Origin of the sequence: Bacillus massiliglaciei (genome assembly GCF_900098925.1) — a bacterium.
In the GTDB taxonomy this organism is placed as follows: Bacteria; Bacillota; Bacilli; order Bacillales; family DSM-1321; genus Peribacillus; species Peribacillus massiliglaciei.
The window spans coordinates 868,947-895,526 of record NZ_LT622359.1 but is presented as its reverse complement, the minus strand read 5'-3'; the positions used below and the strand labels follow the sequence as shown (position 1 = coordinate 895,526).

General features: G+C 42.1%; 37 protein-coding genes, 1 tRNA gene and 1 rRNA gene. 6 read left to right on the top strand and 33 right to left on the bottom strand.

What is annotated here, in order from left to right; genetic code table 11:
* Positions 1-217 (bottom strand): 16S ribosomal RNA (locus tag BQ4305_RS16450); the annotation flags it as partial.
* Between the two features lie 443 nt (positions 218-660).
* Positions 661-1,572 carry a DMT family transporter gene (locus BQ4305_RS16445; protein WP_110928780.1) on the bottom strand — a complete coding sequence of 304 codons (912 nt, stop codon included), beginning with the start codon at positions 1,570-1,572 and terminating at the stop codon, positions 661-663.
* Between the two features lie 132 nt (positions 1,573-1,704).
* On the opposite strand from BQ4305_RS16445, the gene BQ4305_RS16440 reads away from it, so the two are divergent.
* From BQ4305_RS16440 to BQ4305_RS16430, 3 genes are all read left to right on the top strand, one after another.
* Positions 1,705-2,412 carry an MgtC/SapB family protein gene (locus tag BQ4305_RS16440; protein WP_110928779.1) on the top strand — a complete coding sequence of 236 codons (708 nt, stop codon included), beginning with the start codon at positions 1,705-1,707 and terminating at the stop codon, positions 2,410-2,412.
* A 124-nt stretch (positions 2,413-2,536) separates the two neighbouring features.
* Positions 2,537-2,609 (top strand) — tRNA-Ala (locus tag BQ4305_RS16435).
* A gap of 132 nt (positions 2,610-2,741) precedes the next feature.
* Positions 2,742-3,782 (top strand): tyrosine-type recombinase/integrase, encoded by a 1,041-nt coding sequence (locus BQ4305_RS16430; RefSeq protein ID WP_110928778.1) that lies wholly within the window; start codon positions 2,742-2,744, stop codon positions 3,780-3,782.
* Between the two features lie 35 nt (positions 3,783-3,817).
* On the opposite strand, the gene BQ4305_RS16425 is transcribed toward BQ4305_RS16430, so the two are convergent.
* The 20 genes from BQ4305_RS16425 to BQ4305_RS16325 all read right to left on the bottom strand — a co-directional run bounded on the left by BQ4305_RS16425 (position 3,818) and on the right by BQ4305_RS16325 (position 14,636).
* Positions 3,818-4,057, bottom strand: a complete 240-nt coding sequence (locus tag BQ4305_RS16425; RefSeq protein ID WP_110928777.1) for a YolD-like family protein — start codon at positions 4,055-4,057, stop codon at positions 3,818-3,820.
* Between the two features lie 60 nt (positions 4,058-4,117).
* A complete protein-coding gene (locus BQ4305_RS16420; protein ID WP_110928776.1) occupies positions 4,118-5,041 on the bottom strand; it encodes a tyrosine-type recombinase/integrase in 924 nt (307 codons plus the stop codon).
* Between the two features lie 705 nt (positions 5,042-5,746).
* Positions 5,747-6,046, bottom strand: a complete 300-nt coding sequence (locus BQ4305_RS16415; RefSeq protein ID WP_110928775.1) for an HU family DNA-binding protein — start codon at positions 6,044-6,046, stop codon at positions 5,747-5,749.
* A 46-nt stretch (positions 6,047-6,092) separates the two neighbouring features.
* Positions 6,093-6,374, bottom strand: a complete 282-nt coding sequence (locus BQ4305_RS16410) for a hypothetical protein (protein WP_110928774.1) — start codon at positions 6,372-6,374, stop codon at positions 6,093-6,095.
* Positions 6,374-8,056 carry a hypothetical protein gene (locus BQ4305_RS16405; RefSeq protein WP_110928773.1) on the bottom strand — a complete coding sequence of 561 codons (1,683 nt, stop codon included), beginning with the start codon at positions 8,054-8,056 and terminating at the stop codon, positions 6,374-6,376. Before BQ4305_RS16405 ends, BQ4305_RS16410 begins: the two co-directional genes overlap by 1 nt.
* Positions 8,057-8,414: 358 nt before the next feature.
* Positions 8,415-8,645 (bottom strand): hypothetical protein, encoded by a 231-nt coding sequence (locus BQ4305_RS16395; protein WP_110928771.1) that lies wholly within the window; start codon positions 8,643-8,645, stop codon positions 8,415-8,417.
* The gene (locus tag BQ4305_RS16390) at positions 8,642-9,100 is read right to left on the bottom strand and encodes a hypothetical protein (protein ID WP_110928770.1); all 459 of its coding nucleotides are present in this window, start codon (positions 9,098-9,100) and stop codon (positions 8,642-8,644) included. Before BQ4305_RS16390 ends, BQ4305_RS16395 begins: the two co-directional genes overlap by 4 nt.
* Positions 9,100-9,711 (bottom strand): hypothetical protein, encoded by a 612-nt coding sequence (locus BQ4305_RS16385; RefSeq protein ID WP_110928769.1) that lies wholly within the window; start codon positions 9,709-9,711, stop codon positions 9,100-9,102. The genes BQ4305_RS16390 and BQ4305_RS16385 overlap by 1 nt, the downstream gene beginning before the upstream one ends.
* 1 nt (position 9,712) lies before the next feature.
* On the bottom strand, positions 9,713-9,913 hold the full coding sequence (locus BQ4305_RS16380) for a hypothetical protein (RefSeq protein WP_110928768.1): 201 nt from the start codon (positions 9,911-9,913) through the stop codon (positions 9,713-9,715).
* Positions 9,906-10,334, bottom strand: coding sequence for a hypothetical protein (locus BQ4305_RS16375; RefSeq protein ID WP_199880718.1), 429 nt, complete (start codon positions 10,332-10,334; stop codon positions 9,906-9,908). Before BQ4305_RS16375 ends, BQ4305_RS16380 begins: the two co-directional genes overlap by 8 nt.
* Before the next feature lie 40 nt (positions 10,335-10,374).
* Positions 10,375-10,554: a hypothetical protein gene (locus tag BQ4305_RS16370; protein WP_110928766.1), complete on the bottom strand. Its 180-nt coding sequence runs from the start codon at positions 10,552-10,554 to the stop codon at positions 10,375-10,377.
* Positions 10,548-10,757, bottom strand: coding sequence for a hypothetical protein (locus tag BQ4305_RS16365; RefSeq protein ID WP_110928765.1), 210 nt, complete (start codon positions 10,755-10,757; stop codon positions 10,548-10,550). The genes BQ4305_RS16370 and BQ4305_RS16365 overlap by 7 nt, the downstream gene beginning before the upstream one ends.
* 114 nt (positions 10,758-10,871) lie before the next feature.
* Entirely contained in the window at positions 10,872-11,270 is a 399-nt protein-coding gene (locus BQ4305_RS16360; RefSeq protein ID WP_199880717.1) for a cysteine-rich VLP protein, read from the bottom strand.
* Between the two features lie 47 nt (positions 11,271-11,317).
* Positions 11,318-11,533: a helix-turn-helix domain-containing protein gene (locus tag BQ4305_RS16355; RefSeq protein ID WP_110928763.1), complete on the bottom strand. Its 216-nt coding sequence runs from the start codon at positions 11,531-11,533 to the stop codon at positions 11,318-11,320.
* Positions 11,534-11,597: 64 nt separating this feature from the next.
* Positions 11,598-12,254 (bottom strand): hypothetical protein, encoded by a 657-nt coding sequence (locus BQ4305_RS16350; protein WP_199880716.1) that lies wholly within the window; start codon positions 12,252-12,254, stop codon positions 11,598-11,600.
* A 250-nt stretch (positions 12,255-12,504) separates the two neighbouring features.
* Positions 12,505-12,993 (bottom strand): helix-turn-helix domain-containing protein, encoded by a 489-nt coding sequence (locus tag BQ4305_RS16345; RefSeq protein WP_110928762.1) that lies wholly within the window; start codon positions 12,991-12,993, stop codon positions 12,505-12,507.
* Between the two features lie 15 nt (positions 12,994-13,008).
* Complete coding sequence (locus tag BQ4305_RS22315) at positions 13,009-13,221, bottom strand: helix-turn-helix domain-containing protein (protein ID WP_110928761.1); 213 nt, start codon at positions 13,219-13,221, stop codon at positions 13,009-13,011.
* 305 nt (positions 13,222-13,526) lie between these two features.
* Positions 13,527-13,850 (bottom strand): DUF3102 domain-containing protein, encoded by a 324-nt coding sequence (locus BQ4305_RS16335; RefSeq protein ID WP_110928760.1) that lies wholly within the window; start codon positions 13,848-13,850, stop codon positions 13,527-13,529.
* 197 nt (positions 13,851-14,047) lie between these two features.
* Entirely contained in the window at positions 14,048-14,290 is a 243-nt protein-coding gene (locus tag BQ4305_RS16330; RefSeq protein ID WP_110928759.1) for a hypothetical protein, read from the bottom strand.
* 64 nt (positions 14,291-14,354) lie between these two features.
* The gene (locus BQ4305_RS16325) at positions 14,355-14,636 is read right to left on the bottom strand and encodes a hypothetical protein (protein WP_110928758.1); all 282 of its coding nucleotides are present in this window, start codon (positions 14,634-14,636) and stop codon (positions 14,355-14,357) included.
* Positions 14,637-14,881: 245 nt separating this feature from the next.
* Between BQ4305_RS16325 and BQ4305_RS16320 the strand changes: the two genes are divergently transcribed.
* On the top strand, positions 14,882-15,097 hold the full coding sequence (locus BQ4305_RS16320) for a helix-turn-helix domain-containing protein (protein WP_110928757.1): 216 nt from the start codon (positions 14,882-14,884) through the stop codon (positions 15,095-15,097).
* A 16-nt stretch (positions 15,098-15,113) separates the two neighbouring features.
* On the opposite strand, the gene BQ4305_RS16315 is transcribed toward BQ4305_RS16320, so the two are convergent.
* From BQ4305_RS16315 to BQ4305_RS21600, 3 genes are read right to left on the bottom strand one after another with little or no spacing between them, the layout of a single operon-like run.
* Positions 15,114-15,767 carry a replication-relaxation family protein gene (locus BQ4305_RS16315; protein WP_110928756.1) on the bottom strand — a complete coding sequence of 218 codons (654 nt, stop codon included), beginning with the start codon at positions 15,765-15,767 and terminating at the stop codon, positions 15,114-15,116.
* Complete coding sequence (locus tag BQ4305_RS16310; protein ID WP_199880715.1) at positions 15,764-16,867, bottom strand: FtsK/SpoIIIE domain-containing protein; 1,104 nt, start codon at positions 16,865-16,867, stop codon at positions 15,764-15,766. Before BQ4305_RS16310 ends, BQ4305_RS16315 begins: the two co-directional genes overlap by 4 nt.
* A complete protein-coding gene (locus BQ4305_RS21600) occupies positions 16,864-17,037 on the bottom strand; it encodes a hypothetical protein (RefSeq protein WP_199880714.1) in 174 nt (57 codons plus the stop codon). The genes BQ4305_RS16310 and BQ4305_RS21600 overlap by 4 nt, the downstream gene beginning before the upstream one ends.
* Positions 17,038-17,247: 210 nt before the next feature.
* Between BQ4305_RS21600 and BQ4305_RS16305 the strand changes: the two genes are divergently transcribed.
* Entirely contained in the window at positions 17,248-17,487 is a 240-nt protein-coding gene (locus BQ4305_RS16305; RefSeq protein WP_110928754.1) for a helix-turn-helix domain-containing protein, read from the top strand.
* Positions 17,488-17,523: 36 nt separating this feature from the next.
* On the opposite strand, the gene BQ4305_RS16300 is transcribed toward BQ4305_RS16305, so the two are convergent.
* From BQ4305_RS16300 to BQ4305_RS16275, 6 genes are all read right to left on the bottom strand, one after another.
* Complete coding sequence (locus tag BQ4305_RS16300; protein WP_110928753.1) at positions 17,524-18,072, bottom strand: hypothetical protein; 549 nt, start codon at positions 18,070-18,072, stop codon at positions 17,524-17,526.
* A gap of 660 nt (positions 18,073-18,732) precedes the next feature.
* Complete coding sequence (locus tag BQ4305_RS16295) at positions 18,733-19,068, bottom strand: phBC6A51 family helix-turn-helix protein (RefSeq protein ID WP_199880713.1); 336 nt, start codon at positions 19,066-19,068, stop codon at positions 18,733-18,735.
* A gap of 443 nt (positions 19,069-19,511) precedes the next feature.
* Complete coding sequence (locus BQ4305_RS16290) at positions 19,512-19,937, bottom strand: endonuclease domain-containing protein (protein ID WP_110928751.1); 426 nt, start codon at positions 19,935-19,937, stop codon at positions 19,512-19,514.
* A 149-nt stretch (positions 19,938-20,086) separates the two neighbouring features.
* Positions 20,087-21,370 carry an FtsW/RodA/SpoVE family cell cycle protein gene (locus tag BQ4305_RS16285; RefSeq protein ID WP_110928750.1) on the bottom strand — a complete coding sequence of 428 codons (1,284 nt, stop codon included), beginning with the start codon at positions 21,368-21,370 and terminating at the stop codon, positions 20,087-20,089.
* Positions 21,367-21,783 (bottom strand): PadR family transcriptional regulator, encoded by a 417-nt coding sequence (locus BQ4305_RS16280; protein ID WP_110928749.1) that lies wholly within the window; start codon positions 21,781-21,783, stop codon positions 21,367-21,369. Before BQ4305_RS16280 ends, BQ4305_RS16285 begins: the two co-directional genes overlap by 4 nt.
* Entirely contained in the window at positions 21,773-22,315 is a 543-nt protein-coding gene (locus BQ4305_RS16275; RefSeq protein WP_110928849.1) for a sigma-70 family RNA polymerase sigma factor, read from the bottom strand. The genes BQ4305_RS16280 and BQ4305_RS16275 overlap by 11 nt, the downstream gene beginning before the upstream one ends.
* Positions 22,316-23,222: 907 nt before the next feature.
* Here BQ4305_RS16275 and BQ4305_RS16270 point away from each other — a divergent pair.
* Positions 23,223-23,369, top strand: a complete 147-nt coding sequence (locus tag BQ4305_RS16270) for a BH0509 family protein (protein WP_110928748.1) — start codon at positions 23,223-23,225, stop codon at positions 23,367-23,369.
* Between the two features lie 272 nt (positions 23,370-23,641).
* Here BQ4305_RS16270 and BQ4305_RS16265 read toward each other — a convergent pair whose 3' ends face one another.
* A complete protein-coding gene (locus BQ4305_RS16265) occupies positions 23,642-24,988 on the bottom strand; it encodes a glycoside-pentoside-hexuronide (GPH):cation symporter (protein ID WP_110928747.1) in 1,347 nt (448 codons plus the stop codon).
* A 51-nt stretch (positions 24,989-25,039) separates the two neighbouring features.
* Entirely contained in the window at positions 25,040-26,566 is a 1,527-nt protein-coding gene (locus BQ4305_RS16260) for an FGGY-family carbohydrate kinase (protein ID WP_110928746.1), read from the bottom strand.
* Positions 26,567-26,580: the final 14 nt, after the last annotated feature.

The window sequence follows — 26,580 nt, the reverse complement described above, 5'->3', positions numbered from 1 at the left end:
AGACCGTCTTTCCATCTTCCCTCATGAGAGGGAAGAAACTATCCGGTATTAGCTCCGGTTTCCCGAAGTTATCCCAGTCTTACAGGCAGGTTGCCCACGTGTTACTCACCCGTCCGCCGCTAATCTCCGGGAGCAAGCTCCCTTTGATTCGCTCGACTTGCATGTATTAGGCACGCCGCCAGCGTTCGTCCTGAGCCAGGATCAAACTCTCCGAAGAATGTTTGACTTGCTCATAGAAGTGCCGGCATTGATATTAATCAATGGTCAGCATTACTTTTTTTTGAATAGTGTTAGTTCACTATATATCGTACGTTTACGCTTTGTTTTGTTCAGTTTTCAAAGAGCAATTTCGATGTCGTTTCTTGCCGAAGCGACTCGTTTAATATATCATATCCTCTTAATCTTCGTCAACTATTTTTTTGAAATAATTTTTGAAGCAGTGATTCAGGAGGATTCTCAAGTCGTTTTAACGACAAGAAATAATATACCATGATTAAAATATGATTGCAATATATTTTAATCATTTTTTTATAAGGATTAAATTTCTTATTCACAGCTTTCTATCTTCATATAAATTTAACATATTTTTCATTGATTTGTATAGGCTGGACGGTAGAACTCTGCCTGCCGATTTGATGGTCAAAAAACAAAGCAGCAAACTTAAACGTTTGCTGCTTTGTCTGTTACATTATTGATACGCTGTTTCTTTCCATCCATAAGAAATAAGAACAGCCCCATGAAGATGATCATTCCTCCTGCAGCCTGAGCCCATGTGATAAACTCACCAAAAATGAAATAGGCCAGGATTGTAGCCCCTACAGGTTCTAAAAGAATAGCCATCGATAAGGTTGTTGTACTGATAAACTTCAGGGACCAATTGAATAATGAATGGCCTAGTAAATTTGGAAAGACTGCAAGCAAAAGAAAATAAAGCCAGTCCGATGCCGGGAAAGGACCGAACGACTCTCCCGCTAACCATACATAAAAAAATAATGTGACTGTACAAAAACTGTATACAATAAAAGTATACGTTATAGAAGAAACCCGTTTTCTCACGTCCTGACCAAATAATAAGTAACCTGTAACTAAGGCACAGGCAATAAGTGCAAGAATATCCCCCCAAAGAGCCATTCCGCTTATTCGAAAATCTCCCCAGCTAATCACCAGGCTGCCTCCGATAGCAATTAAACTGCTGAAGATCGCTTTCAGTGAAAATCTTTCTTTAAAAAACAGAAAAGCACCCGCAAATGCAAACAAAGGCTGCAGCGTCACTAAAACAGTTGAGCTCGCAACTGACGTGTAATGAAGTGACTCAAACCATAAGATAAAATGAAAAGCCAAAAATACTCCTGCAAGTAAGGAAAAACAAAGATCTTTCCCCTTAACAGCCTTCCATTCGTGGCGATACTTTCTAAAAAAAACGGGAGCCATCAGAAGAACAGTAAAAAACAAACGGTAGAAGGCAATCGTTCCCGAAGGCGCTGAAGACAGCTTCACAAGAATGGCAGAGACTGAAACAGAAGCCACTCCAACAGCCAAAACTAAATAAGGATTGCTTTTTATTAATTTCATAAGGTACCTCTCTATTTCAGTAATTCAGTACTATTGTACCGTATAATCCCTGTTATAATGGTGAACATATAAACTTTTCTAAAGGGATAGGCCAAAAATTCTTTACATATAATAAATCAGGTGGTGAAACAGATGGAATGGAACTTTGACCTTCAAACAGAAATACCTATTCTCATTAAACTGGGAATATCAGCATTATTAGGACTTATAATTGGATTAGAAAGAGAAATGAAAAGAAAGCCTGTTGGACTGAAAACGAGTTTAGTTATTTCTATTGTCAGCTGCCTTTTGACTGTCGTTTCGATGGAGTCAGCTTATAAATCTCCCGGAAGTGAATACGTAAATATCACAATGGATCCTTTACGTCTTGCCGCTCAGATTGTTTCCGGTGTTGGTTTTATTGGAGCAGGAGTCATCCTGCAGCGCAATAACAACAGTATCTCAGGTTTAACGACTGCAGCCATTATTTGGGGAGCAGCCGGCATCGGAGTGGCTGTGGGGGCAGGCTTTTACATAGAAGCATTTGTTGGAGTTGTACTATTAATTACAAGTGTGGAATTAATCCCCTATCTTTTCACTATCATCGGCCCTAAGTCTTTGAGGCAAAAAGAAATCATCCTTAAATTGCTGATTACCGAAAAAAACGATATACAGCTCGTGCTGAAAAAAATCAAAGACGACAATATAGTAGTTAAAAATCTAAGAATTAAAGATCTAGAGGAAAATCTGCATCATCTCACTCTTAAAATCCTCGTAGATCAAAAAAGGAAAACATCCGAAGTTTATTACTCTCTGTCACACATCCAGGAAATCTCAAAAATTGAAATTGAAAATGTCTAACCAACAGAAAAACCCCATGATTTTGAGGTCCTCTCATTATGGGGTTTTTCTATGTGTATTATTTTCAAAAAAATATTATTGACTTTTCATGAAATTTCGCTAAAATATTTCTTGTACCTATTTCGGGGCATTAGCTCAGCTGGGAGAGCGCTACGCTGGCAGCGTAGAGGTCAGCGGTTCGATCCCGCTATGCTCCATACCGCGTTATATCAACGTTCCTTTGCCGGTGACTTCCCGGTGACGCAACGCTCCTATATCGCACAGAGTAACGCTTCCTTTTTCCGGACACTTTACGGTGACTTATTCGGAAATTGGAGGCGTTTTTTGTTATGCATTCGGAAAACAGACGAGGTAAAAAAATAAAAGGGACGCGGACTGCCGCCGCCAAACGCTCACGGCCGTATTCCCTCGAAGTATTGACGGAGAAAGTAAAAAGCGCCAAGCGAGCGAAAGGCTTAGCGGAAAGTACATTGTGGCGTTATCAGCACGCCTTCAACTTATTGACGGAGTTCTTAGAGAGCGACGATGCCCGCAAGTTATCCATAGAGGTTTGCCGCGACTTCTCTTCGTGGCTCCTTCATGATCGCATCAAGTTCAACGGTCACAAATATAAGAAGGGCGAAGATAAGACACCCGGATTATCTCCGCGAACAGCAAACGATATTCTAAAATTACTCAGGACATCTTTCCGCTTCCTCGTTAACGAAGGGCTGGTCGTTGAGAACCCTTTCGAACAGGTCGAAAGCATTAAGCAACATGAAAAGGTTATCGAAATACTGAGCGTCGACGAATTAAAGGCATTATTAAATGCTCCGAACCAACGCGATTACGCAGACTTTCGTGATTACGTACTAATGAACGTACTAATCGATACGATGGCCCGCATTAATGAAATACTTTCGCTGACCACTTCGGACATTGATCTAGCCAGTCGGACGATCACCCTTCGTCCAGAAATAACAAAGACGCGTAAAGGCCGCTTTCTTAATATATCGAAGCTAACGGCGCGTTTGCTGCGGGAATTAATGTCTGAGGTGGCTGAATTTGAGACGGAATACATATTCCTCGCAAACTATGGCGAGCCATTGACGTCCAATAATTTTCGTAATCGCCTAATCAATTTCGCCACAAAGGCCGGTATTACTAAGAGAGTCCATCCGCACTTATTTCGTCACACTGCCGCTACCCTTTTCCTAGAGAACGGCGGAGATATTCGTAGCCTGCAGATCATACTCGGCCATAGTGACTTACGGATGACGATGAAATATACGCATCTTTCCCATAAAGCAATTACGGTGCAGCATGAGCAATTTTCCGCATTGAATCTCGTCATGGACAAGCTGAATAAACCTCGTAAGATTAAGCGTTAAACAGCGGGCGGCCATTACGGTCGCCTCTTTTCGGATTACCCGACAACCTCAACGCCAACCAGCGACGCAAACTCTACACGCGCCACCTCTCCCGTCTCCGCCAACACCAGGCGCAGCTCCTTCGTAATCTCGTCGATATAATGTATGTATCCGAATATGTCCGTGCTCGGTCCGTTGTCGTACGTCGTCAGCACGACCGGCTTGTTCTCCGCAATGGCAAAGTGTAGCTTCGCTTCAAACTCCGCAAGCTGGTATTCGTCAATAAGCGTAATCATTTAAGTCATCCCTTTCAGTGAGATAACTACATTATATACGAACTAATGTTCTATATCTATTTAAATTTCTATATCGTTTAGCGGATTATACTTTTCGTTCTTTTCTCTAAGATCGGAGCCCCACATATTTACATAGCGCTCAGTCATCTGCGTAGATTCGTGACGAAGCATCCGCTGCAATGTTATAGTGTCCATTCCTTTCTTTATAGCGCGTGAGGCGAATGTATGACGGAAAGTATGGGCGGATAAACGAACGTCATCAAAATTCATTTTCTTACTGAGACGCTTAAATACAGAGCCGATGGTGTCTGCCGTTATCTGCTCTTTACTTGTGCTGCAGAACACATACGGTCCTGGCTCACCGTCGAAGAATTCCTTTAGATATACGTAGTAAGCTACAAGCTCATCGCTCAATTTATTAGCAATCGGAATACTTAGCACCTTGCGCTTTTTTCCGAATACGCAAATTAATCGATTTTGAAAATCGACGTCTTCCCAACGCAAATTCGATAACTCTCCACGCCGCAGGCCAGCAGACAGCATGGTTAACGTTAGAATTTTATTCCGATATGCATGAAAAGGCTTATTGCGGGATTCTTTATCGAAATATTTAAGTATCTGTTGGAGATGTTTATCCGAAAACGTACTGATTCTGTCGTCAATTTTGGCGTATCTGATATTCTTAAATATATTTCCTTCAGCTTCGTACATATCTTCTGCAACAGCGTAATTAAAAAACACTTTCAAAATGCGCAACTTGGAGTTTATCGTTCGAGGTCCGTTATTTTTAGACGATCGCAAGTAATTCAAATAGCGCTTTATGATGTCTCGATTAACCCTACTAATGTCAGCAATCCCCTCAATATTAATGCAGTAATCTACGAATCTTATCAAAATTCTTTTGTAGGTTTTTATGGTGTAGGGTGATAAGTTTGCATGTTTTCGTTCTTCTAAAAAGTCGTTAACAGCAATCTTTATTATCATTTATTTAACCACCATTCTTAAATAAATAAAAACCCCGACATAATGTCGGGGCCTGTTGTTATTTTTTCTATTCAAGTTGAATTTAAATACAATCTAAAAAATAACAAAATAAAAAAGACGAAATTGTTGCACATTTCACCCAAATATGTTATTCTTTTCATAGGGCGAGTTTTGTCTACAAGTTAAGACCTTTCTCGCTTGCTGCTTCTTGATGATATTGGTAGTATCATCTTTAGCATTTGTTTCAATTTCTATACTTATGCGTTTACTTGTCTGGTTTTTTTAAACTTTGCATTTTGAATTATACTAGACTGCAGTAATCAATGCAAGCCCGAGTTTGCATTTTGAATATAAATTTTAACATTGCGGAAACAGCACGGTAGGTTTCGGACAATCCCTCGCCCGAGTAATTTCGGGAAGGAGGGAACGCACAGTGTGTAAACTAACGCCTCATTTGCGTAAGGGTCATATGGTTCGCGGACATTTCCGTAAGGGAAGATGGATACCTGAACATTTCCGTTCAGCTACAATCGTGAACGACCATTGTATATTGGAAGATTAACTTCCTTGTGTTGAAAAGTAACTAATGCCACGTGATTTTGTGTAAGGGTTAGAGTTTATCTCTACCCTTCTTTTTTTACCATTAAACGGACAACCTACCGCACAATCAATTCTAATTCGCTCAGAATCGCCCTCAGCAACATCCTATTTTTGGAAATCCTCGTATTTCAATCCGCCGACAGCATCCTTCAGGCTTTTTCCCGGAGTAATCGCCACGCCAACCTTAGCCGGAATGTCAACCAGTATTCCCTTTCCCGGGTTTCGTCCTTTTCTCGCAGCCTTAGCGACTGGCTTGGCTGTCATGAATCCGATCAGTTGAACCTCTTCTCCCGACTCTAACGTTTCAACAAACGTCTTTTCTAGCGAAGCTAGTACCTTACCAACGTCTTTCTGCGTAAGCCCTGCGTCCTTTGCAACTGCTTTAATTAGTCCCGATTTAAACATCTTGCTTCCTCCTCAAAGTAAAAAGCCCGCCGAAGCGAGCCCAATTTTAATGTGCGGTGTCCATTACGTAAAACACCACATCTTCGTCCGAAATAAGGATAACCTTCTCACCAACTGACGGATTATCCTTTAAAACAGTTCCCGAAACGTAGAAATCATCCCGATCAAGCGTAAGGTCTTCGTGTTGGATTTTTAGAGTCATATCCGGAAGTGGCGAAATAACCGTAGCAACTTCAATCGTTAAATCTTTGCTATATCCGTATTTTCTCATTAATTGGACCATTTTAGAGGCCGGCGTCCCCTCTATTCCAAGTCTTTTTTCTACCATTAAGCACCGCCCTCCCCGGCCGCCATTACTTTCCGCGTAATAATTTCCAGGAATTTATCCGCAGACTTTTCCATATTTCCAGCAACGTCGTGAAGATGAATCCCGCCGTTAATAACCACGGTCCCTCTTCCTCCTCCGCCTCCCTTATAGCGACGCGCTTCTTCGCTAGTCAGTACGCGTTCCCCTTTATGGAGTGACATCGGATAAGAATCGTAAGGGACGTATTTTAGACCCGAAGATGCCGCACGTCTTGGCGCAGGAGCTACGCTCGTATTCGACTTCGATGACGACTTACTTCCGCTACTTTTCTTTCCTGACGATTTAGAGGAAGACTTAAATATTCCCGTAAATCCATCCCATAGTTTCATCCCGTATTTAATCGTAGGCATCCCCGGAAGATTCCATAGCGAGGCGGTTAACAACTCCTTACTAGCGTTACTAGCCATTGCTTTTCCTATAGCTATCCCAATATTTGCCGCCGCTTCAACGAGCGGCCCCTGTGCATCTGATAGGGCAGACGCTCCAACATCAATGACAAATTTCATCGCTTTCTCCAGCTGATCCCGGCCGGTCGTATTCATCCAGCCGCTAAATCTATTAAATAAGTCCTCGATGACAAACTTAACTTGTGCAGATAAAGACGTCTTGGACTTAAACTCTTCGGAAGCGGTCAATGCGTCAAACCAGTCGTAAACACGCATAGACTCATTCGTCAGTCCAGTCAGTATCGACTGAATCCAGCGCGCGCCAACGTTAGCGAATCGATTAAGTTCTCCGTTTTGAAGTTTATCGAGTATATTCACTAAAAAATTTTTAACAATTTTTAATGAGGGTTCGCCCATACCGGCAAGCACTAGCTGGAATTTCTCTTGCACTTGCGCCCATAATCCGAGTGCCGAACCGCCCATTTCGTCAATCAATTTTGTCGTCATGCCTATACTGTTGAAGTATTTGTCCAATCGCGTTAATTGCTGATCCAAAGGTAACTTCTTAATTTCGTTCATGATTTTCCGTGGCATCTCGAAACGCTCGACCATCGAGACAGCATCACCAGAGAATAGTTCACGCAAAGCGAAAACAGAACCTTCAACACCTTGTACCGGATCGATTGCAGCCATTCGCTCTGTTAGTGACCACATCTTTTCAAGTTGCTTAACATTTTTTGACACGGTAATGAACGACTTAGAGTTCCCGTACATATCTTGCGAGTTCATGACCGGAGAATCCGAACTGAATCTATCCAACATGTTTGTATACTGCTTCGTCAATTTCTTATCATCGAACATCGCGCCGATAATAACATTGCTTTGTTCCCGACGGGCTGCGTTTAGAACCGTAGCATCGAAGATTTTCTTCGCACCCTCAACGCCCAGATAGGCCGCTGTTACTCCGCCGATGGCTCCCGCAAGTAGGCCGAACCCTTTAATCGCCGAGCCGAAGCCTTTGCCCGCGCTTCCCAACGAGCGTGTGAACGAACTATTAGAACGCGAGGCAACGTCCGCCTGACTCGCATAACGGCCCATCGAATCGCGAAGGCGCCCCTGGCTGTCACGGAATAAGTTTGCCTGCCTGTTCGCCCGTTCAATTTCACGCTGCATTCGTCGAGTGGCGTTTTCAGCTCGCTGCGCACCTCGGGTGAAGCCTCGGTCCTCCATGCGGAGTATCGCGCGTAAATCAATCAATTTTTGTCATCCCCCTTTCTGTTATCGAGTAGGAATTTAAGCGATTCTCGTAGAAACCCAATTCCCCCCAATATAAATTCAACTTTCTCAACTCCTCCATGCCCCCTACTATTGAAGCAAGCAAGTAACGCCTCACAATATTCCGCTACCAGACTTAGATTTTCGTGCGACTTAGCGCGACCGATGGTAATACGGTACCGATTCAGCCTATACCGCTCTTCCTGCGTATATATTCCGCTTTGTCTGGAGGCTACGACGAAAGTTAGTTCGTTTGCAAAGTCGATCAACTGATATAGCAGCTTTTTCTCTGAATTTGTCATTATTCCGCTCTCCTTCCGTATAAAAATAAAAAGACGCTCTACTTTGAGAACGTCTCGAGATATTTCTGCTTCATGAGCGCATACCGCTTGATATTCGGCTCATCTTTCCTAGCTTCCGCGATCAGGAAGAGTGTCGCCAAGCTGTCGGCACATATCCGATAATCAGATACGCTGATACCGGCTAAGCTCGGATTAGCCTCGATTTTCTTTAAAAGAGCCTCGTCGCCGCTGATTACAATTTTCCCGTCTTCTCTAGTGTTCATATTCATTCCACATTACCTCCAGTTTCTATGTGTCGCTTGATAGTCGAATACAGCACCATATTTTCAGGGCTCCCGTTCTGCCTTGCGAGTTTCTCCGCGGATATTAAATCCGATTTAGAAAGGCTGCCTTCACTTAGCTTCAGAAACAAGTCACTTTTCAATACTCGCCGATCTATGTGCGCCGTCTTTTCAACCTCTCGGACTGCGTCCCGTTCTTTTTGAAGCATGTAACGGACCTGGGCACTTTCATCATCTGGATTTTCTTCTGCATAAGCTTTAAGTGATTTCAGATATTCTGGCTTGAATGATCTAAGGAAAGGAAATTGCTCACCAAAATGCTCTTCAATCAGTGATTTTAATTCATGATTCTTCACGGCCACTTCCGCCAGTTTCATTGGATTACCCGAAGCCATCAACTTCATATCTTCAAGATTGGCGAGCTGTTTAAAGTTATATTCCATCACTTAAACTCCTCCGGCTTTACGTATTGAATACTCTGCAAAGGCTGTCCACCTCTTAAATCGAACAAATCACTTTCAGTTATGAAGTACCGTTCGTGTTCTTGACGAGTCTGTAGATCCGCATCGTTTAATTTATAGTAATAATGATCCGATAGTTCACTTCGGGCAGCCGTTCTCACGTCCTCGAATTCACTTATCGCCGATTTATAATCAAGCACAGCCTGTTCATATTCCTTCTTCGCCTGTAACAAACGCTTAAGCACTGCATCAAAACGCTCCGTCCTAAATTGCTGAATTATCTCCGAATTAAATGATTTCACTACGTCCTCTGAAGATATTTTGGCGAGTGGCTGGACTGCGGAATAAATATGATATTCTTTGGATCGGCGCTCTACAGCTGCCTTGGCTTCCTGAATTTCTATGTCTAGTCTATCTAACGCTTCTGTCATGTCCTTTCCGTCAATAACTCCTTGTGTTACCACCTTCTCATATTCAGCCAATTTTGCATGATAGACTTCTTTCGCAGCAATTTCGCGTTGACGCATCTCGGCGCTCGCAGTTTCGATAGCCTCTCTTTGCTCAATTAGCTGATCTAAGATTTCAAATTTCATATCATCGCTCCTCCCTGTCTTTTAGCCATTGGTCGTATTTAACGATTTTATCTTCGAACGCTTTCTCTTCTTCGCGTAATCTTTGTAACGATATTCGGAAAAATACACTGTAATCCTCTGCTTCTTTTTCCATATCAGCGATTTCTCTTTTCTTTTTGAAATAATCTTGTCTGGGGTCGTGTAAAAATGTATCTTTAACCATATATTCCATCTCCTTTTAATTTGTTTGCTAAATTTTGAATCAAACCAAAAAGCCATCGACGCCATTTCGGTAAGAGAGGCAAAGGCTCTCTTAGTGGTATTTCGTATATTTCCCTCAGTACATCTTCCACCTGTTCAATAGCTCGTTTTGTATCTGAAGTTTGGTCCCGGTGTTTTAATGAGGCAAACACACCTGGTACTGCAATTAACTCACCAAATAGCTTCGGCTCAGATGTCCAGGCATCGAAATGAATCTTATTAATCACGTACATCTCATCCCGTATCAATTCGACGGTCTGCCGGTAACTTTCAAATGGTTTGATCGTTTGCTCCACTAACTGGCCGGAATCATCGTAGATATTCAGTACGATAAAATCCACTGTTTCCAATCGCTCAACGTTTGCGGATATTAAATATGTCATAGCCAATAGCCTGCCTTTCTGACGTATTTTAAGAAAAGCGTCATTCCAATCTTCCTTTCATTTTGCTTATTTTCCGCTCATATCGATCAATTTTCTTGCGTTGCTTTTCGTACCACTCTTCGTCCTTTTTCCAACCGTTTATGGCATCAAGCTGCGTCTGCCCTTCGATCATATCCTTTGTAATAGCAATCATTTCACCGTAATACTCCGCCGTCAGCATGCCTTTTTACCTCGGTTGTATTTCCGCCCGAATTGCTCACTGACGAGGGTTGGTAACAAGTGCTCGATTCGCTTACGAGTTACATATGGGCCGATAGTAAATTCAGCCGTCTTCCCGTCGTCAAATATGACTCGAATAGTTTGAGGCGACCGGGCTGCCGTTCCTTTGATAATTTCGTATTTATACGCTGGTGTTCTGCTCATCGGTAACTCCTCCTTGTCACGCAATAAACGTGCATATTTTAGCCAACGAAGGTGAAAGGTGCGCCCCATCGTTTTTTGCATTTAAAAACCTTATATATCAACGTTTCCAAGCATCTAATTCCGTGACATTCCTCTCCGCTCTTTCTGCTTCCTCGCCCTTGCTTTATCCCGTTCTGTTATCCGCCTGCAATCATCGCAATACTTGGCCGCATTTCCTCGTTTTTCGAATGGATCGCCGCATCTCTTGCAATCAGACAGCTTCGGCTTTTTCTTCCGGAGTATATGGCCTTTCGGAAATGTTTCTGCATATTCCGACTGCAACGATAGATCAGCTGGCAGTACGTGGCGCATGAAGTAAGGACAAACATTTCCCGGCAGCGTGACCGTTTCGATAGTAACGACACACTGTCCGCAACTTTGAATCGGGCAGGAACCTTCGTTATAATTTGTGCATTTATTGCGGGCCAGCCTTCCTAACTTACTTCGAATAGATTTAACTTTGCGTTGGTTCATTTCATATTGACTCCCTCCCAAAATTGACATATGATTATATTGGATATTTACATGCTTACTTTGAATTTATCATGAAAAATATTAAACTCTTCCGGTAACTCCGATTCAAGACGAACCAGCTTAGCCCGTACATAATCTGTTATCTCACGTTGCTTTTTTTCTATTGCGCAAATTGTAGATGCAGAAACACCGATCCTCTTCGCAAAATTTTGTTGGGACTCTCCGATAAAGTATCGAATAGCTTTCGCTTTTATAGCATCCAATCGTATAGCCTCCTTTTTATCCCGTTTTAGTCCTAAAAAATATACGAGCCTGCAGTGGCTCTTCCTATATATACTCTTTTTTACTGCGCCTAAAATGTTCAGCTCTCCTTCGCTCTAGTTGCAGATGTCTTTCGCTATACTTACTTTTGAAATAACCTTCTTCCAATCTCGAAACTCCTACCGGCCCATACGCATGTTTATGACCAAGTCCCTTTACGAATACTCTACCGGATCCATCCGTCGGCGTTCCGGCTGACTTCCGCTTATATCCTCTCTGAGTAGCCGCGTCAATTAGCGCTAACTTGTCCGGTGAAAACGGCGATTCCCAGCGATGCGCACGCTTAAGCATGTAATGTTCACTTAGATAAAACGGATATTCTAAGTGATCAGCATAATAAGTGTATTGATTACGCTCAAATGACATGGGCTTCGGATTCGTCAGCGCCGTTTCCGCCTTCTTAACAGCCTTAGCGAAATTATCCTTCGCATATTTGCAGCCCGGCGAACATGTTTTTGAATTGTTCGGCTTCGTTTTATCTCTATACGGATATGCACACCAGCCGCAACGTTTAATTCTTTTATCCGCAATGTCGTATAATTTTCCGGCCAATATGTCAGCAATGACCGGTAGGGCTTGCACCTCGCTAAGATTAATCGTAAACTGACTTGCGAACTCAACTGCACCAGCCCCAGGATTTCTATATCCGCGCTTCTCCTCCATCTTTATTCCCCCATGTTATAAAATTGGTATACGTATCATTTTGAACCGTAGCAGTTATTTTATATTGTTCTTTGAACTTCTCTCTCTTCGAATAAGATATATAAATACAGCCGTTGTTGGCGCCGTTCTTTGGCGCAAATGTATATTTCTTTCGGTAAATTTATTTCGGTAAATTTCTATAACGTATCAAATCGACACGTATCCACGTATCAATATGAACTGTATATACATATCAAAATGATCTGTAGGATTAAAACCAATTTTCTAAATCCCCCGTCTCACCTGTCTTCACTTTCCCAGGGACCTCATCGCTTTGTTTGTTGCCCCACCTAGACCTACTTTTCATTTCACTATCATCAATTATTTTTCTCCGTTTTTTGTCATGCTCTTCTACCTCGGGAAATTTTTTTTTCAATTCTTCAACCGTTTCTACCGGCCTCTTAAACTTATATACATTGTTATTCGCCACTTCCGAACGCTCTTTCTTAATTAGATCCAACTGAACTAAGGTGACTATGCAACGCTTAACAGTTGACTCCCCTAGTCCACTGTCCCTTGCTAAATCCCAAATTGTCGGAAAGGCATATCCATAGTTAGGATTCCAGTAATCGAATAAAAGCTCATAAATAAGCAGCACATTACCGTTGTACTTCGGATGTTGAGTATATATACGCCTAAGACTATTTGGACTCGGGATGTAGTGCTCCTTAATTTGGTACGGATATTGATTTTCTCCCATGTTTTTGCCTCCAATTTAATTTCTTATTTCACTAAGGAATGACCGGCAAGTTTCGATGTAACCCCCGCCAAATTCTTGAATGACTTTTAACCTCACTTTTTCGCTAACTGGCTTGTAATTGATTTCTATCAAACTAATTAGTGTCTTACTAACTCCTAACACTTCCGCAAACTGCCTTTGCGTCAATCCTTTCGACTGACGTATCGTACGGAATAAAACAGAATCCATTTTCTCAACTCCCGGTTAATATTTGCCTACCCCCACATTAAAAAAAGAGGCGAAACATGGGGAAATCGCCTTCCTATATATAAATAAATTAACTGTGGCTAAATCCACTCACTTGTTTGCCGCTTTACAACTCAATAACGCGCATAAGTTATGACGTCTCTATATAATATCTGACGTTTGAGCAGCCTTTTTCGGACGCTAAAAAATTTCTTTTCTACATAAAAATAAGATCTAGGAGTACTAACCGCGCACATTTTACGCAAATAAAAAAAGCCGGGTTTCCACCAACCAAGCCATTTACTCTTCTACAGTTCGACTGTCTTCGTTTCTCCGGTTGAAGGGACGGTGTGATGTCGTAGAATAAATTCCTGACGATCAACCTCCGCGGGGAGCGAGAGCATCTCGAATACTTTACCTGCGGGCAAACCCGACGACGTCGTCGTATTTCCGAACTGCTCGTGCGCTTGCATAAATCGTTGGGCCGTTCTTTCAGCCAGATCAACAGTTCTTAGCCACTTCCCGAACTCACCGTGCGCCAGGTCATGCTCCTTGACGTGCTTCAGTCTGCGGCCGATTTCGAAAATTGCCTCGCCCGCAACGCGCTGGTATGCGTTAATCTCTGCTGTGATGACGTGTAAGTCCTGGTCCGGTTGCCGCCGGCCAGACTAGTACATATTCGTCCATTTTTCGTAGCATGCCGATAGCCAACGGCGCCGTACACAACGAACTGGTTGCCGCCAGGGTTCGCTCCATAAGGCGTCGCCTATCTCTGATGTCCGGATAGATGCGGCTGCCTAAACCGCACCTATTTTTCGGACTTACACGCTTAGGCGATTAAATCGATGACCGACGTGACTCCAACAAGATAATCCTTGTCATTCTCGTCCAAGTTGACGATATATACGTTTGGATCTTCGGTCGGCGTCGCTTGGTAAAGGCCGAGGCTTTCCCTTGCGACCAGGACTTTATTGCCGGAAAGAAGAAGGCCGGGTTCGTTTTCGGATTCAAACATTTTTCCTTCGAAGATGTATTTGACGGTTACTTTTCTTAGATTTGATTTTAATGACATGATATAATCATCCTCCGCATGTTTTGTATTTTGCTCGCCAAGTGTTGTAGCACCCGCGGGCTTTTTACTTTGTCGCCAATTTTTCTACGATTTCCTTGAACGTCGCGTCCATCAGCCAGTCCAGATTAATTTTGTAGCTCCACGCTAGATAAAACGCATAACAATCACCAACATTTACGACAAGCGTTCCATCTGAAAGTTCTCCGGTAATTTTCCGGAAAGTGACTTCTCCACATGTTTCTTCGAAAATCCATTCTCCGTTATAGACGGGAACTTCTCGAGAGTAATCTTCGCCCCATTCAGGATCCTCTGGATTAGTGTAAAGTACGTTTATTATTTTCCACATTGCGACTCGTCCCCCTCGCTTTCCGCCATTATCATGACTGGAATAAATGCGACGATACCGGCCGCCATAAACCAAACACAAGCTACAATGTAACCCATCTATATTTTCCTCCTCGTTTGTTTCTTTTGCTTGTACTAATACTACATTATGCAATAGTGCATAGTCAATACCTAATACCGAATTTTTTTTAGTTATTGCATATTCATTATTTATTAGTGCATAATTTGTTTAAGGAGGGGAACTGAATGTATGAAGTAAAAGCACGGCTAGGAGAAATACTTAAAGAAAGAAATATGACCCAAATTGTTCTAGCAAATAAAGCTAATGTGCCACAATCAGCAATATCACGCTTTGATAGAAACGAACAGCACAAGGACGTTCACTTAGTTTCAATTAGCAAGGCTTTAAATTTACAAATTGAGGACTTATTTCATATAACAAAAAAGGAGGACGCGGAATAAACCGACGTCCTTTTTTTCATCCTATTTTTATCCGGATTCCCCCTACTTTCTTCTTCTGAAGCGGAGCAGGCACACTCATCGTCCGCATAAACTCGTCGATACTGGCCGCTTGTATGATCGGAAATTTATCGCTTTTGACCGCGTATCGAGTCTGCGTAATCAGGAGAACGCCCGGAAATACTTTGCGATCCTTCGGTTGCCAACCTTCGCTTTGGATCACCCCGGAGAGAAAGAGCGTTTCATACCGAGCAATCTTCTCCGCCATCACTTTCTCCGAATAGACGGACCTCTGGACTTCAATAAATAGCGGGCTTCCTTTAAATATCGTAAAAGCATCCGGTTCCGCCATCCCTTTTCCATACTTTGGCTCTACAACGAATATGCTCGGCTTCTCAAAGCGGCAGAGGTCGATATAAGCATCAGCAATCGCTAGGAAATGCGGTATCTTGGCCGAGTCCTTCTTTATCGTCCCTTCCGTCGGAAAGTAGAGGTACGGCTGATACTTCGCGGACCGTTCCAACATGCCCTGACGGTACAAACGAAGCAAGGCCGAATTAGCGGCTGTGACCGGATTCTTTACATTGGCAAAGTGTAAAGCGGCAACCTGATCCCGCGTTAGTACCCGAAAACGCTGTAGGTCTGCGGTGATGTCACGGTCCCGCTGTCTCATTCCGACACCTCCTCGTCCAGCTGCCCGAAAGCGAATTGTGTCTCGGTTGATTCAACTTCCTTTTTATCGATGATTCGAACCTTTAACGGCTGTAGCAAACGTTTGGCCTCTCCGTAATCCAGCGACGGTGCCTGCACCTGCTCCGGTTCATCCATAACAAGCACCATCCGCCCCTTCTCCGACTTCTTGATAAATTCTGCGCCAGGCACGCCAGCCACCTTTGCGTTTGTCTTATCGGACTGCCGGCCGGAGATTCGTACGGTTAGATTGTTTTTAAGACGCCCCTCCAGTAGCTTCGAGTCCGGCCGCTGCATTGATAAGATTAATAGAACGCCCAGGCTCCGACCCACGCTCGAAATGTCTTCAATAATCGCCATGCTCTGCTTATCAGACCGCAATAACGCCACTTCATCTATAGCGACAACGATAAACGGCAAGGGATCCGCCAGCTCGCTAATATGCGTGGCCTCGTTTTTATCAAGCAGATCCCCGCGCCTCTCCATCTCCGTCTTCACATTCTTCAGTGCTAGGAATAGGGCCGCAGGTTCTACATATACACCGTCAACATGCTCGATACTACGAAGCAGCCCGAATTCGCTACGTTTCAGGTCTCCTAAGACAAATCGCACTTTCTCCGGCGGCAAGGTTAACATTTGCGTCGTAAGGACGGCCCTCAGCAATGATGATTTACCGGATCCAGTTTCACCGGATAACAGAACGTGAGGGTGTACTGCCATATCAAAGGTCACCGGCTCATTATGCCTGTTTCGTCCAACGATAAACGGAAGGTCCATGCCGGCCATGCTCTCGCTCCAGTCCGCTAGTTTGTAAGGAACCTTTTTCGGAAGGACCTTCTGATAGACCGTCAGCTTGAAGCGCTTGGAATCGCCGGTCAGTTCAATATTTTCGGAGAACACTTGCTTAAAAACGAAGATATTGTCGTGTAAGATGGCGGGATTAGTGCCGTTTGGAAGAGTAAATACGTAGCTGGTTTCGTTAGAGGAAATAAAGACGGATCGAATACGAGGAATCTTATCGGTCATCATCCGGAAAGCATAAACGAATTTCTTGCGGGCCCTATACTGCGCTAACATACTCATAGTAAAAACCCCGTGGCACATGACGCAAGAAACCAGGCAATCGTTCCGGCAGCCACAACCGCCATCCCCCCGCGAACGATCATTCCTATCGCCGGATTGCCTGAATCCTCTGCTATCTTATCGACGATCGATGCCAACATTACCCCGCCCGCTCCTATTACGAATATCATTCTTCTTCCTCCTTTTATAAACACTTCCGCCCTTTCCCGCTGCGCACACGGTTATGTCCGGAATACTCTAGTAAGGCTACTGCAGTAGTTACTTGCTAATAGCCTATTACATACTGTTTGTCCGTGATACCAAGTTTTTGGGAAAGTTTCGTATATTTTTGCGAAAGATGGACGAGACTGCTAGTACAATAATTGATAGGAGGATCCGTCATGTTCAGTATTTTCGGATTTGGGAGCAGTAAAAAGCGCAGCAAAGTCGGGAAGCTAATCGATAAGCACGGATATACGCAGGAGGAACTCGTTGAGGCTTCCGGAGTCAGTCGGAACACAGTCAGCAAGGTATGCAATGATCCGGACTATGTTCCGTCGCCTAACGTATTAAAGAAGCTGATGAAAGCGATCAGAAGTATCGATGCCAATGCGAAGGCTGACGACTATTTCAACATATAAAAACGCCCTAGCTCATCGTCCGGGGCGCTATTTTATTTAATCCCATTCATTAGGAAATCGTTTAATATTATCGGTTAGGAAACGCTCATCAAAGTTGATTTCGTATCCTATTCGAGTTGGATCTATCCGTATATCGTCCGTAAATGTTATTCCTATTTCCTTCTCAACATCTTCGATTGATTTCGTCGATTCAATTTTTAAATTTACTAATTTGCCTTCATAAAAAATTGCTGAAGCATAATCAAACGCTTCTAAACCTAAGTATTGAATGTAATCAGCATTTACTTTTGAATCATCTTTTAAAAGAAATAAGCCATCCATGTATGATTCAGATTCAGAATCCCTTTTATACTTAGCATCGAACTGTGAGAATGTTATGGTTGTCGTTTTAGCTGGAGTATTCTCGTTGGTCGGCTTCGAAATTTCTATATATTCAACTTCAAATGCTTCCTCCGTATTGTCCCCTTCAATATTTGCGACTTCTTTCGGCTCCGACTTCTTCTGGTCTGTAGTTTCCCCACTGCATGCCGCTAAACTAACAGCCGAGATAATACCGATTAGTAGCTTTATTATTTTCCCCACCATTTCGCCCCCTCCCTTTTCATAAGTATAGCGGCTATCTAGCGAGTTATGATAGGTTTTTTTTCCAAAATAATCCAACGTTATAGTTTCGTCAGACCTGCGTAAAACAACGCAAAGTCAAAGTGATTTTTTAATACGGAGATTCTCTCGTCACCAAATTCGGCTATTTCGAGATGTGGGCTTGGGGGCTGGCGGATACTGTGATTACTTATTCATTTTAACTAATTATTATACAATATTTATATACATAATTACGCATAAACACAACATTTCTAGTTTACATAATAGACACTATAGGAAGTAACCACCTCCGAATAACCCCTCCGTATCAACGTTTTTATAACTTCCGTTTTTATCTGTTATACACGAATTCATACATCGTTGATTTATCGGGCTTTCTGATCGCCCTTCTTACGTACACCTGCGCCCAATACTGCATACTCCTTTCCGCCCCAACGACTCTGTATTATGCAACAAATATACCCGCCTCCCCAAAATGTTTTAGGCCCGTGTCCATCCGAAGCATCGTGCTGGTAAAAAGTTCAGAAAAGTCGCCTTTTGTAACACCCCTTCGCTTGCTGTCAAACGTTGATATAGCGCGGTGTAGAGGCGTTTCCAGGCTACTTTCCATGTTTCGGTACTCATTGGACTCTCTTTACACGACTAGCCATTAAAATGAGCATTAATAATTCGTACAGTGGCCGCCAAATCACCCCCTAGTGCTCTCTTTATATATGTGTCTTTACCACGACGACTAGCTAACGATTTTCTTAGGCGTTTCTCATGTTCCTTCTGATAGTCCTTCCGCTGTTCCCAACGATATAATGTCATGCGAGATACCCCGATCATATCCGCAATCTCTTGGCGAGTAAGCCACCGTTTACGCCCGTATTTCTCATCGTAGTAAGGTCTGATTTTCAATTCTATCGACATGTAATGTAGTTCATTCAGCGGTGGCACTTGCGAAGGTTGTTTGCTGCGTTTCTTTTTACGAGTCATTCCGGACTCCCCTTTCATATATAAATAATCGCCACCCTTTTGAGTGACGTATGTATACCGCTGCTCCATTAATTTCCGGACGGCGTAACGCGATATTAACTTGTATCGTAGCGCTCCTGTGGCGTATAATAACATTTATAATCGTATATGTACGGAATCAGGAAAGCGTTCGAACCCTTTTGAACGCATGACTTTACGGTGACTTTCCGTCTGACTTAACCAATGTCTGGCGTAATTGAGTACGCTGGCAGCGTAGAGGTCAGCGGTTCGATCCCGCTATGCTCCATACCAAAACTCTTAGAGGCACTTGGCTTCTAGGAGTTTTTTTCTTTATAATTCTGAATATGGGATTAATGTAAAAAATCATCTTTTCCACTAAATATCTAAACTAAAAGCATTCCCTATTACAAACAAACTTTAAAAGAATCCAGTTATCTTAAACTCTATACACCCTTCTCCTTTTCAATTTTAGCTAATACTATATCTAACTTTCCATTTATAGATGAACCAGTAAATCTTAATACTTTCCATCCCTTCTTTCTTAAATATAAATTCTTTCTCCTATCGTATGCCTTTTGATCCTCAGAAGAATGATAGGCTTTGCCATCACACTCAATAGCTATCCTGTATTTTCTTAGAACTAAGTCAATACGGTAAAAACCACACGACACCTGTGCTTCAACTTTTTCCCCTCTCAATACCAACGCTCTATATAACCGACTTTCTATGGGAGATTCACACTTTTGATACTCAAACTTTGGTGGTATTTGTTGATTTGTTTTCCTTACCCTTATTTCATTTAGAATGTAAAAAAGTATTCCTACAAAACACAATGAAAAAAAGACTATATACTCAATTAACAAAAACACCACCTCCTTTAATGTGTTTTAAATTAAGCACAGTCTCTCCTCATTGGAAAGATTACATACTTCATCACAAAGAAAAGAATCCATCCGGATTAAACTTGTTCCAAAATGGATTCTTCTTACCACTCTATATTTAGATCCCCTACCAAGGTTCATTTTGCTTCTATCTTCTTAATCCGGATTATGTTCTTTTTGCGGTAAACACTTAAGATCAATCCAAATAAGAAGGCATTGATCATTACTGGTAAAGTGCCGTAGCTCATAAATGGCAGGGATACGCTTACGATCGGCAATACACCGAGAGACATGCCGATGCTGATTGTTACCTGTGCGGTGAATAGAGCAAAACTGCCAAAAATCAGCATTTTTCCAAATGGGTCGATTACTGTTGTGAAAATACGGGAAATTCGCCAGATGATCCATAGAAACAACAGACCTGCAAAGATCGCTCCGGCCCAGCCAAATGCATAGGTGATGGAGACAAAGATAAAGTCTGTCATCATTTCATTATAAAGATCAGCCAATTCAAGAGAATGAATATGCCCAAACCAGCCGGCACCCTCCACCAGCCTTTCTAACTTCAAGTACATATATCCAGACGTCTCGCTGTTTTTTTCAGGCATAAGGAATCCATACAGTCTTTCTAATTGATAGGTCTTTATACCATCCCGAAAGATAAACAGCAGGGATACGCACACAGCAAGCATGGCAAAAGCTGTCTTAATGATTTTCTTTTTATTCAGCCCGCTCTTCCAAACCATTGCAGCAACCATTAATGAATAGAGACCAAAGGCCGTCCAATTGCTAGAATACATCAGTAAAAAGACAGACCCTATGTATAAAATGGCAGCCAAATACACATTCATCCTTTTGGACTGGAGCATGCCAGCCCATGCAAGCAGGAATAGAGGCAGAACAATCGTAGAATCAGCCGAAAACAGACCAAAAATATTGATTTGAGGCTGCCCGTTGATTATTAGGCCGGAAAAGGGGAACTGAACAAGAATCAGGCATCCGATCGTGAAGAAAACCCAGCCCCATTTCTGTAATTTTCGATAATCGAAGAAAAGAAGGAGGAACGTTACAATAATGCTGCCTGTTACAGAATACACCTGCTTCAGCACTGAAAAGGAATTGCCATCCTTAAAGAAGAACCAAAACAGCAATAAACCGCTCACTGACATGAATAGATACATACTCATTAATGTCCAGTCAATCTTTGGTCTGTGCAGCCTGTCCATTTTTCGGCCGATATCAAATGGGCTTCCCATATTGCGGACAGCTAGTTCCTCTGCTTCATCCTCTTTATATCCTTTTTTCATCCATTCTTTTTTCGTCTGATTTAAATGAGCCTTTAATTCGATTTCAACATATTCTTTTGCTTCTTTTGAACGAATGCAGGATATAACCTCTTCTAAAAAGTGATGGCTTTTCAATCGTTACTTCCTCCTTCAAAGGCTGTCCGCCAATATGAAGCTGAATCACCGGCAGATTCCATTTTCTTCAGCCACTTTTTCGCCCGTTCATCCAAGGAATAGACCTTCCTCTCTCCCGCCTCCCAAAAAGTCTGCAGGTATCCTTCCTGTTCAAGTTCATGCAGGACAGCATACAAAGCCCCTTCGTTAGATTCAAATTTCCGGATGCCTTTCTGATAAAGAGATTCGCTGATTTCATAGCCGCTTTTTTCCTTATCCAAGGATCTAAAAATACCAATTAAAATATCTTCCCTGCTTACATTTTGTTTTTCAATAGCTGAATGAATGGCCTTTTTATGAGCTTCCGTGAAGGTCAAATCAAGAAATGTATGCTTTTTCATCGCCGATTTCAATCGTTTTAATTTATCTTCCATCGGTGGATTCCTCCAAATAGGTTTTTAATCTTTTTTTCGCCTGGCGTATCCGGGTCTTGACTGTTCCAAGTTTGACCCCGGTGACTTCAGAAATTTCCTTAAGCTTCATTTCCTGAAAATAATGAAGGTAAATGAGCTCTCGGTATTGAATCGGTAAAGCCATGACAGCATCAGCGAGCTGCCTTTCTTCGTCCTGCTGCACAATCTCATTTTCTACATCATTGGCAGAAATCCACTCCTGCTCCTCTTCTGCAGCTGAAACTTTTCGGAAGTACCAGCTCTTCCTGTAATCTTTACAATGATTAATCGCAATTTTCCAAAGCCATGTCCTCATATTTGATTGTTGGTTGTACCCGGGCAGCGCTTTATAGCATTTAATAAAAATCTCCTGTGTCAAATCCTCTGCTGTCGCTGTCTCTTTTACATACGAATAGACCAATTGCAAGATATCCTGACCGTATATGGACATGATTTCATCTAATAGGGATTCATCATCTTTCACATGCGGCCGTTTCAGCACAAACTCTTCCAAAACCACTCACACTTCCTTTCCTAGATATATAGACGACAGTATGTATCAAAAGGTTTTCTTTTCTGATGACTTATTGTGTGAGACCTAATTCTTCTATACTTTAAAAATCCAAGATCTATTATACCAACATTTACTGATTTTTTAGAGACCTCCCCTTTTTATGAGGAAACGACTTAACAAATTCGTATTGGTAAACCAATAGGATGGTTTTCATTTTTAGGAAGGAAATCGGCTACCTTCATAGAAGTGGTAATATATCACAAAGATCACTTTGCCCGGTTTGAGGAGGATCGCCAATTCTGCTTGTTTTCAAGCAGACATGCAGTATATAAGGAGAGTCTTCATATAGGAAAGCTGCACAAAATTTAATTTTTCTTATATTCACTTGATTATGACAGTCTTGTTATTTTCAACTAAGTTTACAGAGAAGGACAAGGTTCTTTTCATAACGATTGCTTGCTCGTCAATTTTGCTTGTTTTTCCAACGAGTATTTCTTAATAAAACACTGCGAAAAAAATCCGCATAATAGAAATACAGGATATCTGCTATTTGTTATTTTTAGATACTATTTTTAATAAGGATTCTAAAGCGGCAAACGATAAGGATAAATATACAGAGGAGTATCCAGAGGATTTTCGCATCTAGATTTTAAACGCTGTTGGAGCTCACCCGGAGTGTTCCCCAACAGGCTAATGCCTTTGTACCCAAATATCGAATCACCTTTCTCCCCCTTTAACTGTTCCAGCATCATGATAAATAACATTTCTATATTATTTCTCGAAAAATCATCTAATTTTGATATTTGTTTAATTACATATTGAGATATATAATAGAAACAAGAAATAAGAAAACGCTTTCAAATTACAAAAATACTTATTACTTCTTATCTTATAGGGAGGGTTTAACATGAGCCGAGCAGAAAGAAATTTCAAAGCGCAGAAATTAATTGAACAGCAAAAATTTAATGAAAAAGAAATTTCCAAGATGACAGATCCACAGATTGAATATTACCACTGGCTCTATTTTGATGATTCCATTTATGATCATATGTAACCAAAAAATTATAAGATAACAAGCGGGGAAAACATTGTTTATTCAAGGTTTTCCCCTTTTACTTTCCAGCCGTTTTCAGTCCCTTTCCCCCTTTATATCTCATAACCCTATTACTTGATCCTCCTCTCAAAAAGAATTCATGGACGCTGACACTATTTCCCCAATGTTCAGGCGATGCTCGCCTATCTGTAATTAAAAACCTTCATTATATATAAAAAGACTGCCGGCAAATTTGCCGGCAGCCTGCCAATCTTATAGCGAAATCTTTCTCTCTAAATATTAATCACCTTTTGGTCAGCTATTGTACGGCGGCGTTCAAGCTCGACATCCATCGCTGCCCGTTTACCGTCAAGGTTATAGAACCATATGGTAACACCAATGAGTAAACAAATAGCCAATGGCACCCAGATAAAGGTCATTTCAATATAAGATAATGACTTGGCTGATTGTACGGCATTCGGTACATACCCGCCCATTTTGAGGATGACCCCGATCAGCGCACTTCCCAGTCCAAGACTCACTTTTACAAAGAATCCTTGAAAAGCAGCAATCATTCCTGCAATACTTTTACGATTTTTATACTCTGAATAATCAATGACATCTGGCTGGATTGCAAATGTAGTGCCAAAGATGCCGTAAATTCCAAGTCCTGTTATGGCCAGGCCGGCAATAACTAATGGCGCAGAAGATTTACCGAAATAGATCAGTAAATCACCGGCAATATAGATGGCGGTACTAAAGAGCAATACATTTTTCTTCGTCATCTTATTTTGAAGCCAAGGCAAGATTAATAACATCGGCAGCCCTGAAAGAATCCCGAACAGCCCGACAAATGTCAGCCAGTCTTCCCGTCCAAGGTTATACGTAAAATAATAGATGACCGTCGTATTTCTGATTACAAAAAGGCCAAAGTAAAGAAAATTCAAGATAAAGAAGATTACGGCTTGGTCTGTCAGTCCTTTAAAGTCTTCTTTAAAAGAGCGTTTCCCCTCTTGAACTGCAGGCGGTACAACCTCTTTTGTATTCATAAAGGTAATCACAAATATTATGACAGCTGCAACACCATAAATGCTCATGGTAATCAGAAAACCTTTTTGTGTATCGCCCTGCCCGAAAAAATTTACTAACGGTGTGGTAATGGACATGACTAAAGCTGTTCCGATTAATGCGCAAATCATCCTGGTCGACACTAAACAGTTTCGTTCATGATTATCTGAAGTCAGTCTCGGTACGATTGTATTTAATGGGATATTGACCACTGTATAAGCAATATTTAATAAACAGTACGTAATATAAGCCCAAATGACTTTTCCTGTCATATCGAAATCAGGAACAATAAATGTCATCACCGTGAAGATAGCAAAAGGGATGGCTCCGATAAGGAAATATGGCCGTCCCTGCCCCCATCTTGTCTTGGTTCGGTCTACCAGAAGTCCCATTCCGGTATCGGCAAAAGCATCAATAATTTTAGTGACTAACATTAGCGTTCCGGCCACAGCTGCTGTGATGCCAAATACATCTGTGTAAAAGAACAAAAGGTAAGATGCCATCGTGCTGAACACTAGATTGCACCCTAAATCTCCAACACCATATCCGATTCTTTTTTTCCATTTATCCATGTACATTACCTCACAATTTTAAATTGTTATTTGTAGTACACGTGCTGCAGATTACATAGAAAGCCTTGTTAACGTTTTCATATCTTCCTTTAAATTTTTGTAGATAGATTTGTAAACTTTGTAGTATTCATTATATTTTTCATGATTTTGCTTATTGGGCATGATCTTCTGATCTAACACTTGCCACTTCTTTACTTCTTCATAAGATAGCAGCCCTGTTCCGATACCAGCCAGCATAACGTCTCCCATATTGGCTTCGGCATCATGTACGGGGCAGACGACTGAATAACCCGTCACATCAGCAAAAATTTGTCTCCATAACTTCGACTTTGTCACACCGCCGGCAATTAAAATCGATTCTCCAATTTGGTTCCCAGTTGCTTCAATTGCATCCCGGAGAGAGAATGCGACCGCTTCCAAAAAGGCACGGTAGATATGAGCCTTTGTATGGGCTAATGAAAGGCCGACAATCGTACCTTTTGCATCCGAATCCCAAACAGGGCTTCTTTCACCCATAAAGTAGGGGAGGACAACAAGCCCTTCACTTCCAGCCGGAATCTCTTCAGCAAGCCGATTTAACACATCATAGGCATTTTCCCCGCCAGCTTTTTCAGCTTCAATTTCGAATTCGCACATCGTCTGCCTGAACCATTTGACAATGGCACCTGCCGTATTCCCTCCGGCAAAATAATAGGACAATCTTTTTGCATCATACAGATACGGCCAGACAATCAAGCCATCACCTTTGACTGGTTCGTCTGAAATAAGCGCTGCACACATCGAAGTTCCTATCGCCGCTGCATAAATACCAGATTCCAGTACACCAAGTCCAATATTGGCAGCACCGCAGTCAATGCCGCTGGCGATGACAGGCATTCCTTCAGAAAGACCTAATTCTTCCGCGGATGCTGTAGTCAGTCCGCCGACCACTTCGGTGGATTCAACGATTTTCTCCGGCATCATCGAAAGAGGGATTCCCAGGGCATCCATCATCTCTTTAGACCACGTTCTGTTATTCATATCAAAAATCCCGCCGATATTTCCTGCTGAAGAGTAGTCAATCGCGATTTCCCCCGTCAGTTTATAAATGACATAATCATTTGGAGGCAAAAAGAGTTTCGTCTTTCTCCAGTTTTCCGGTTCATGATTTTTCATCCATAAAATCTTCGTATATCCGTAATATGGATCAGCGCCATTATGAGTAATGTCTAAAAGCTTTTCTTCCCCAATATTCTCCAAAACCCATTTAGTTTCTTTTTCGGCTCTCCGGTCCATCCAAATCATGCACGGCCTGACAGGTTCCATATTTTCATCTAACGGAATACCTGAACCTCCATATAAGCCGCTAATGGCCAGTCCGCGTATTTGCTCTCCTAGAATTCCTGACTTCTGCACCGTATTCTTGATAGAAGCCTTCGCAGCATTAAGCCATACCTCTGGCCATTGTTCAGCCCACAGCGGTTTTGGTGTGAGTACATCATATTCCTGTAAATCTTGAGCGATGAGATTTCCTTCCGTATCCATCAGAATTGTTTTTGTACCCGACGTTCCAATATCTGTACCGAGTAAATAATTCATCGACAGTCCTCCAA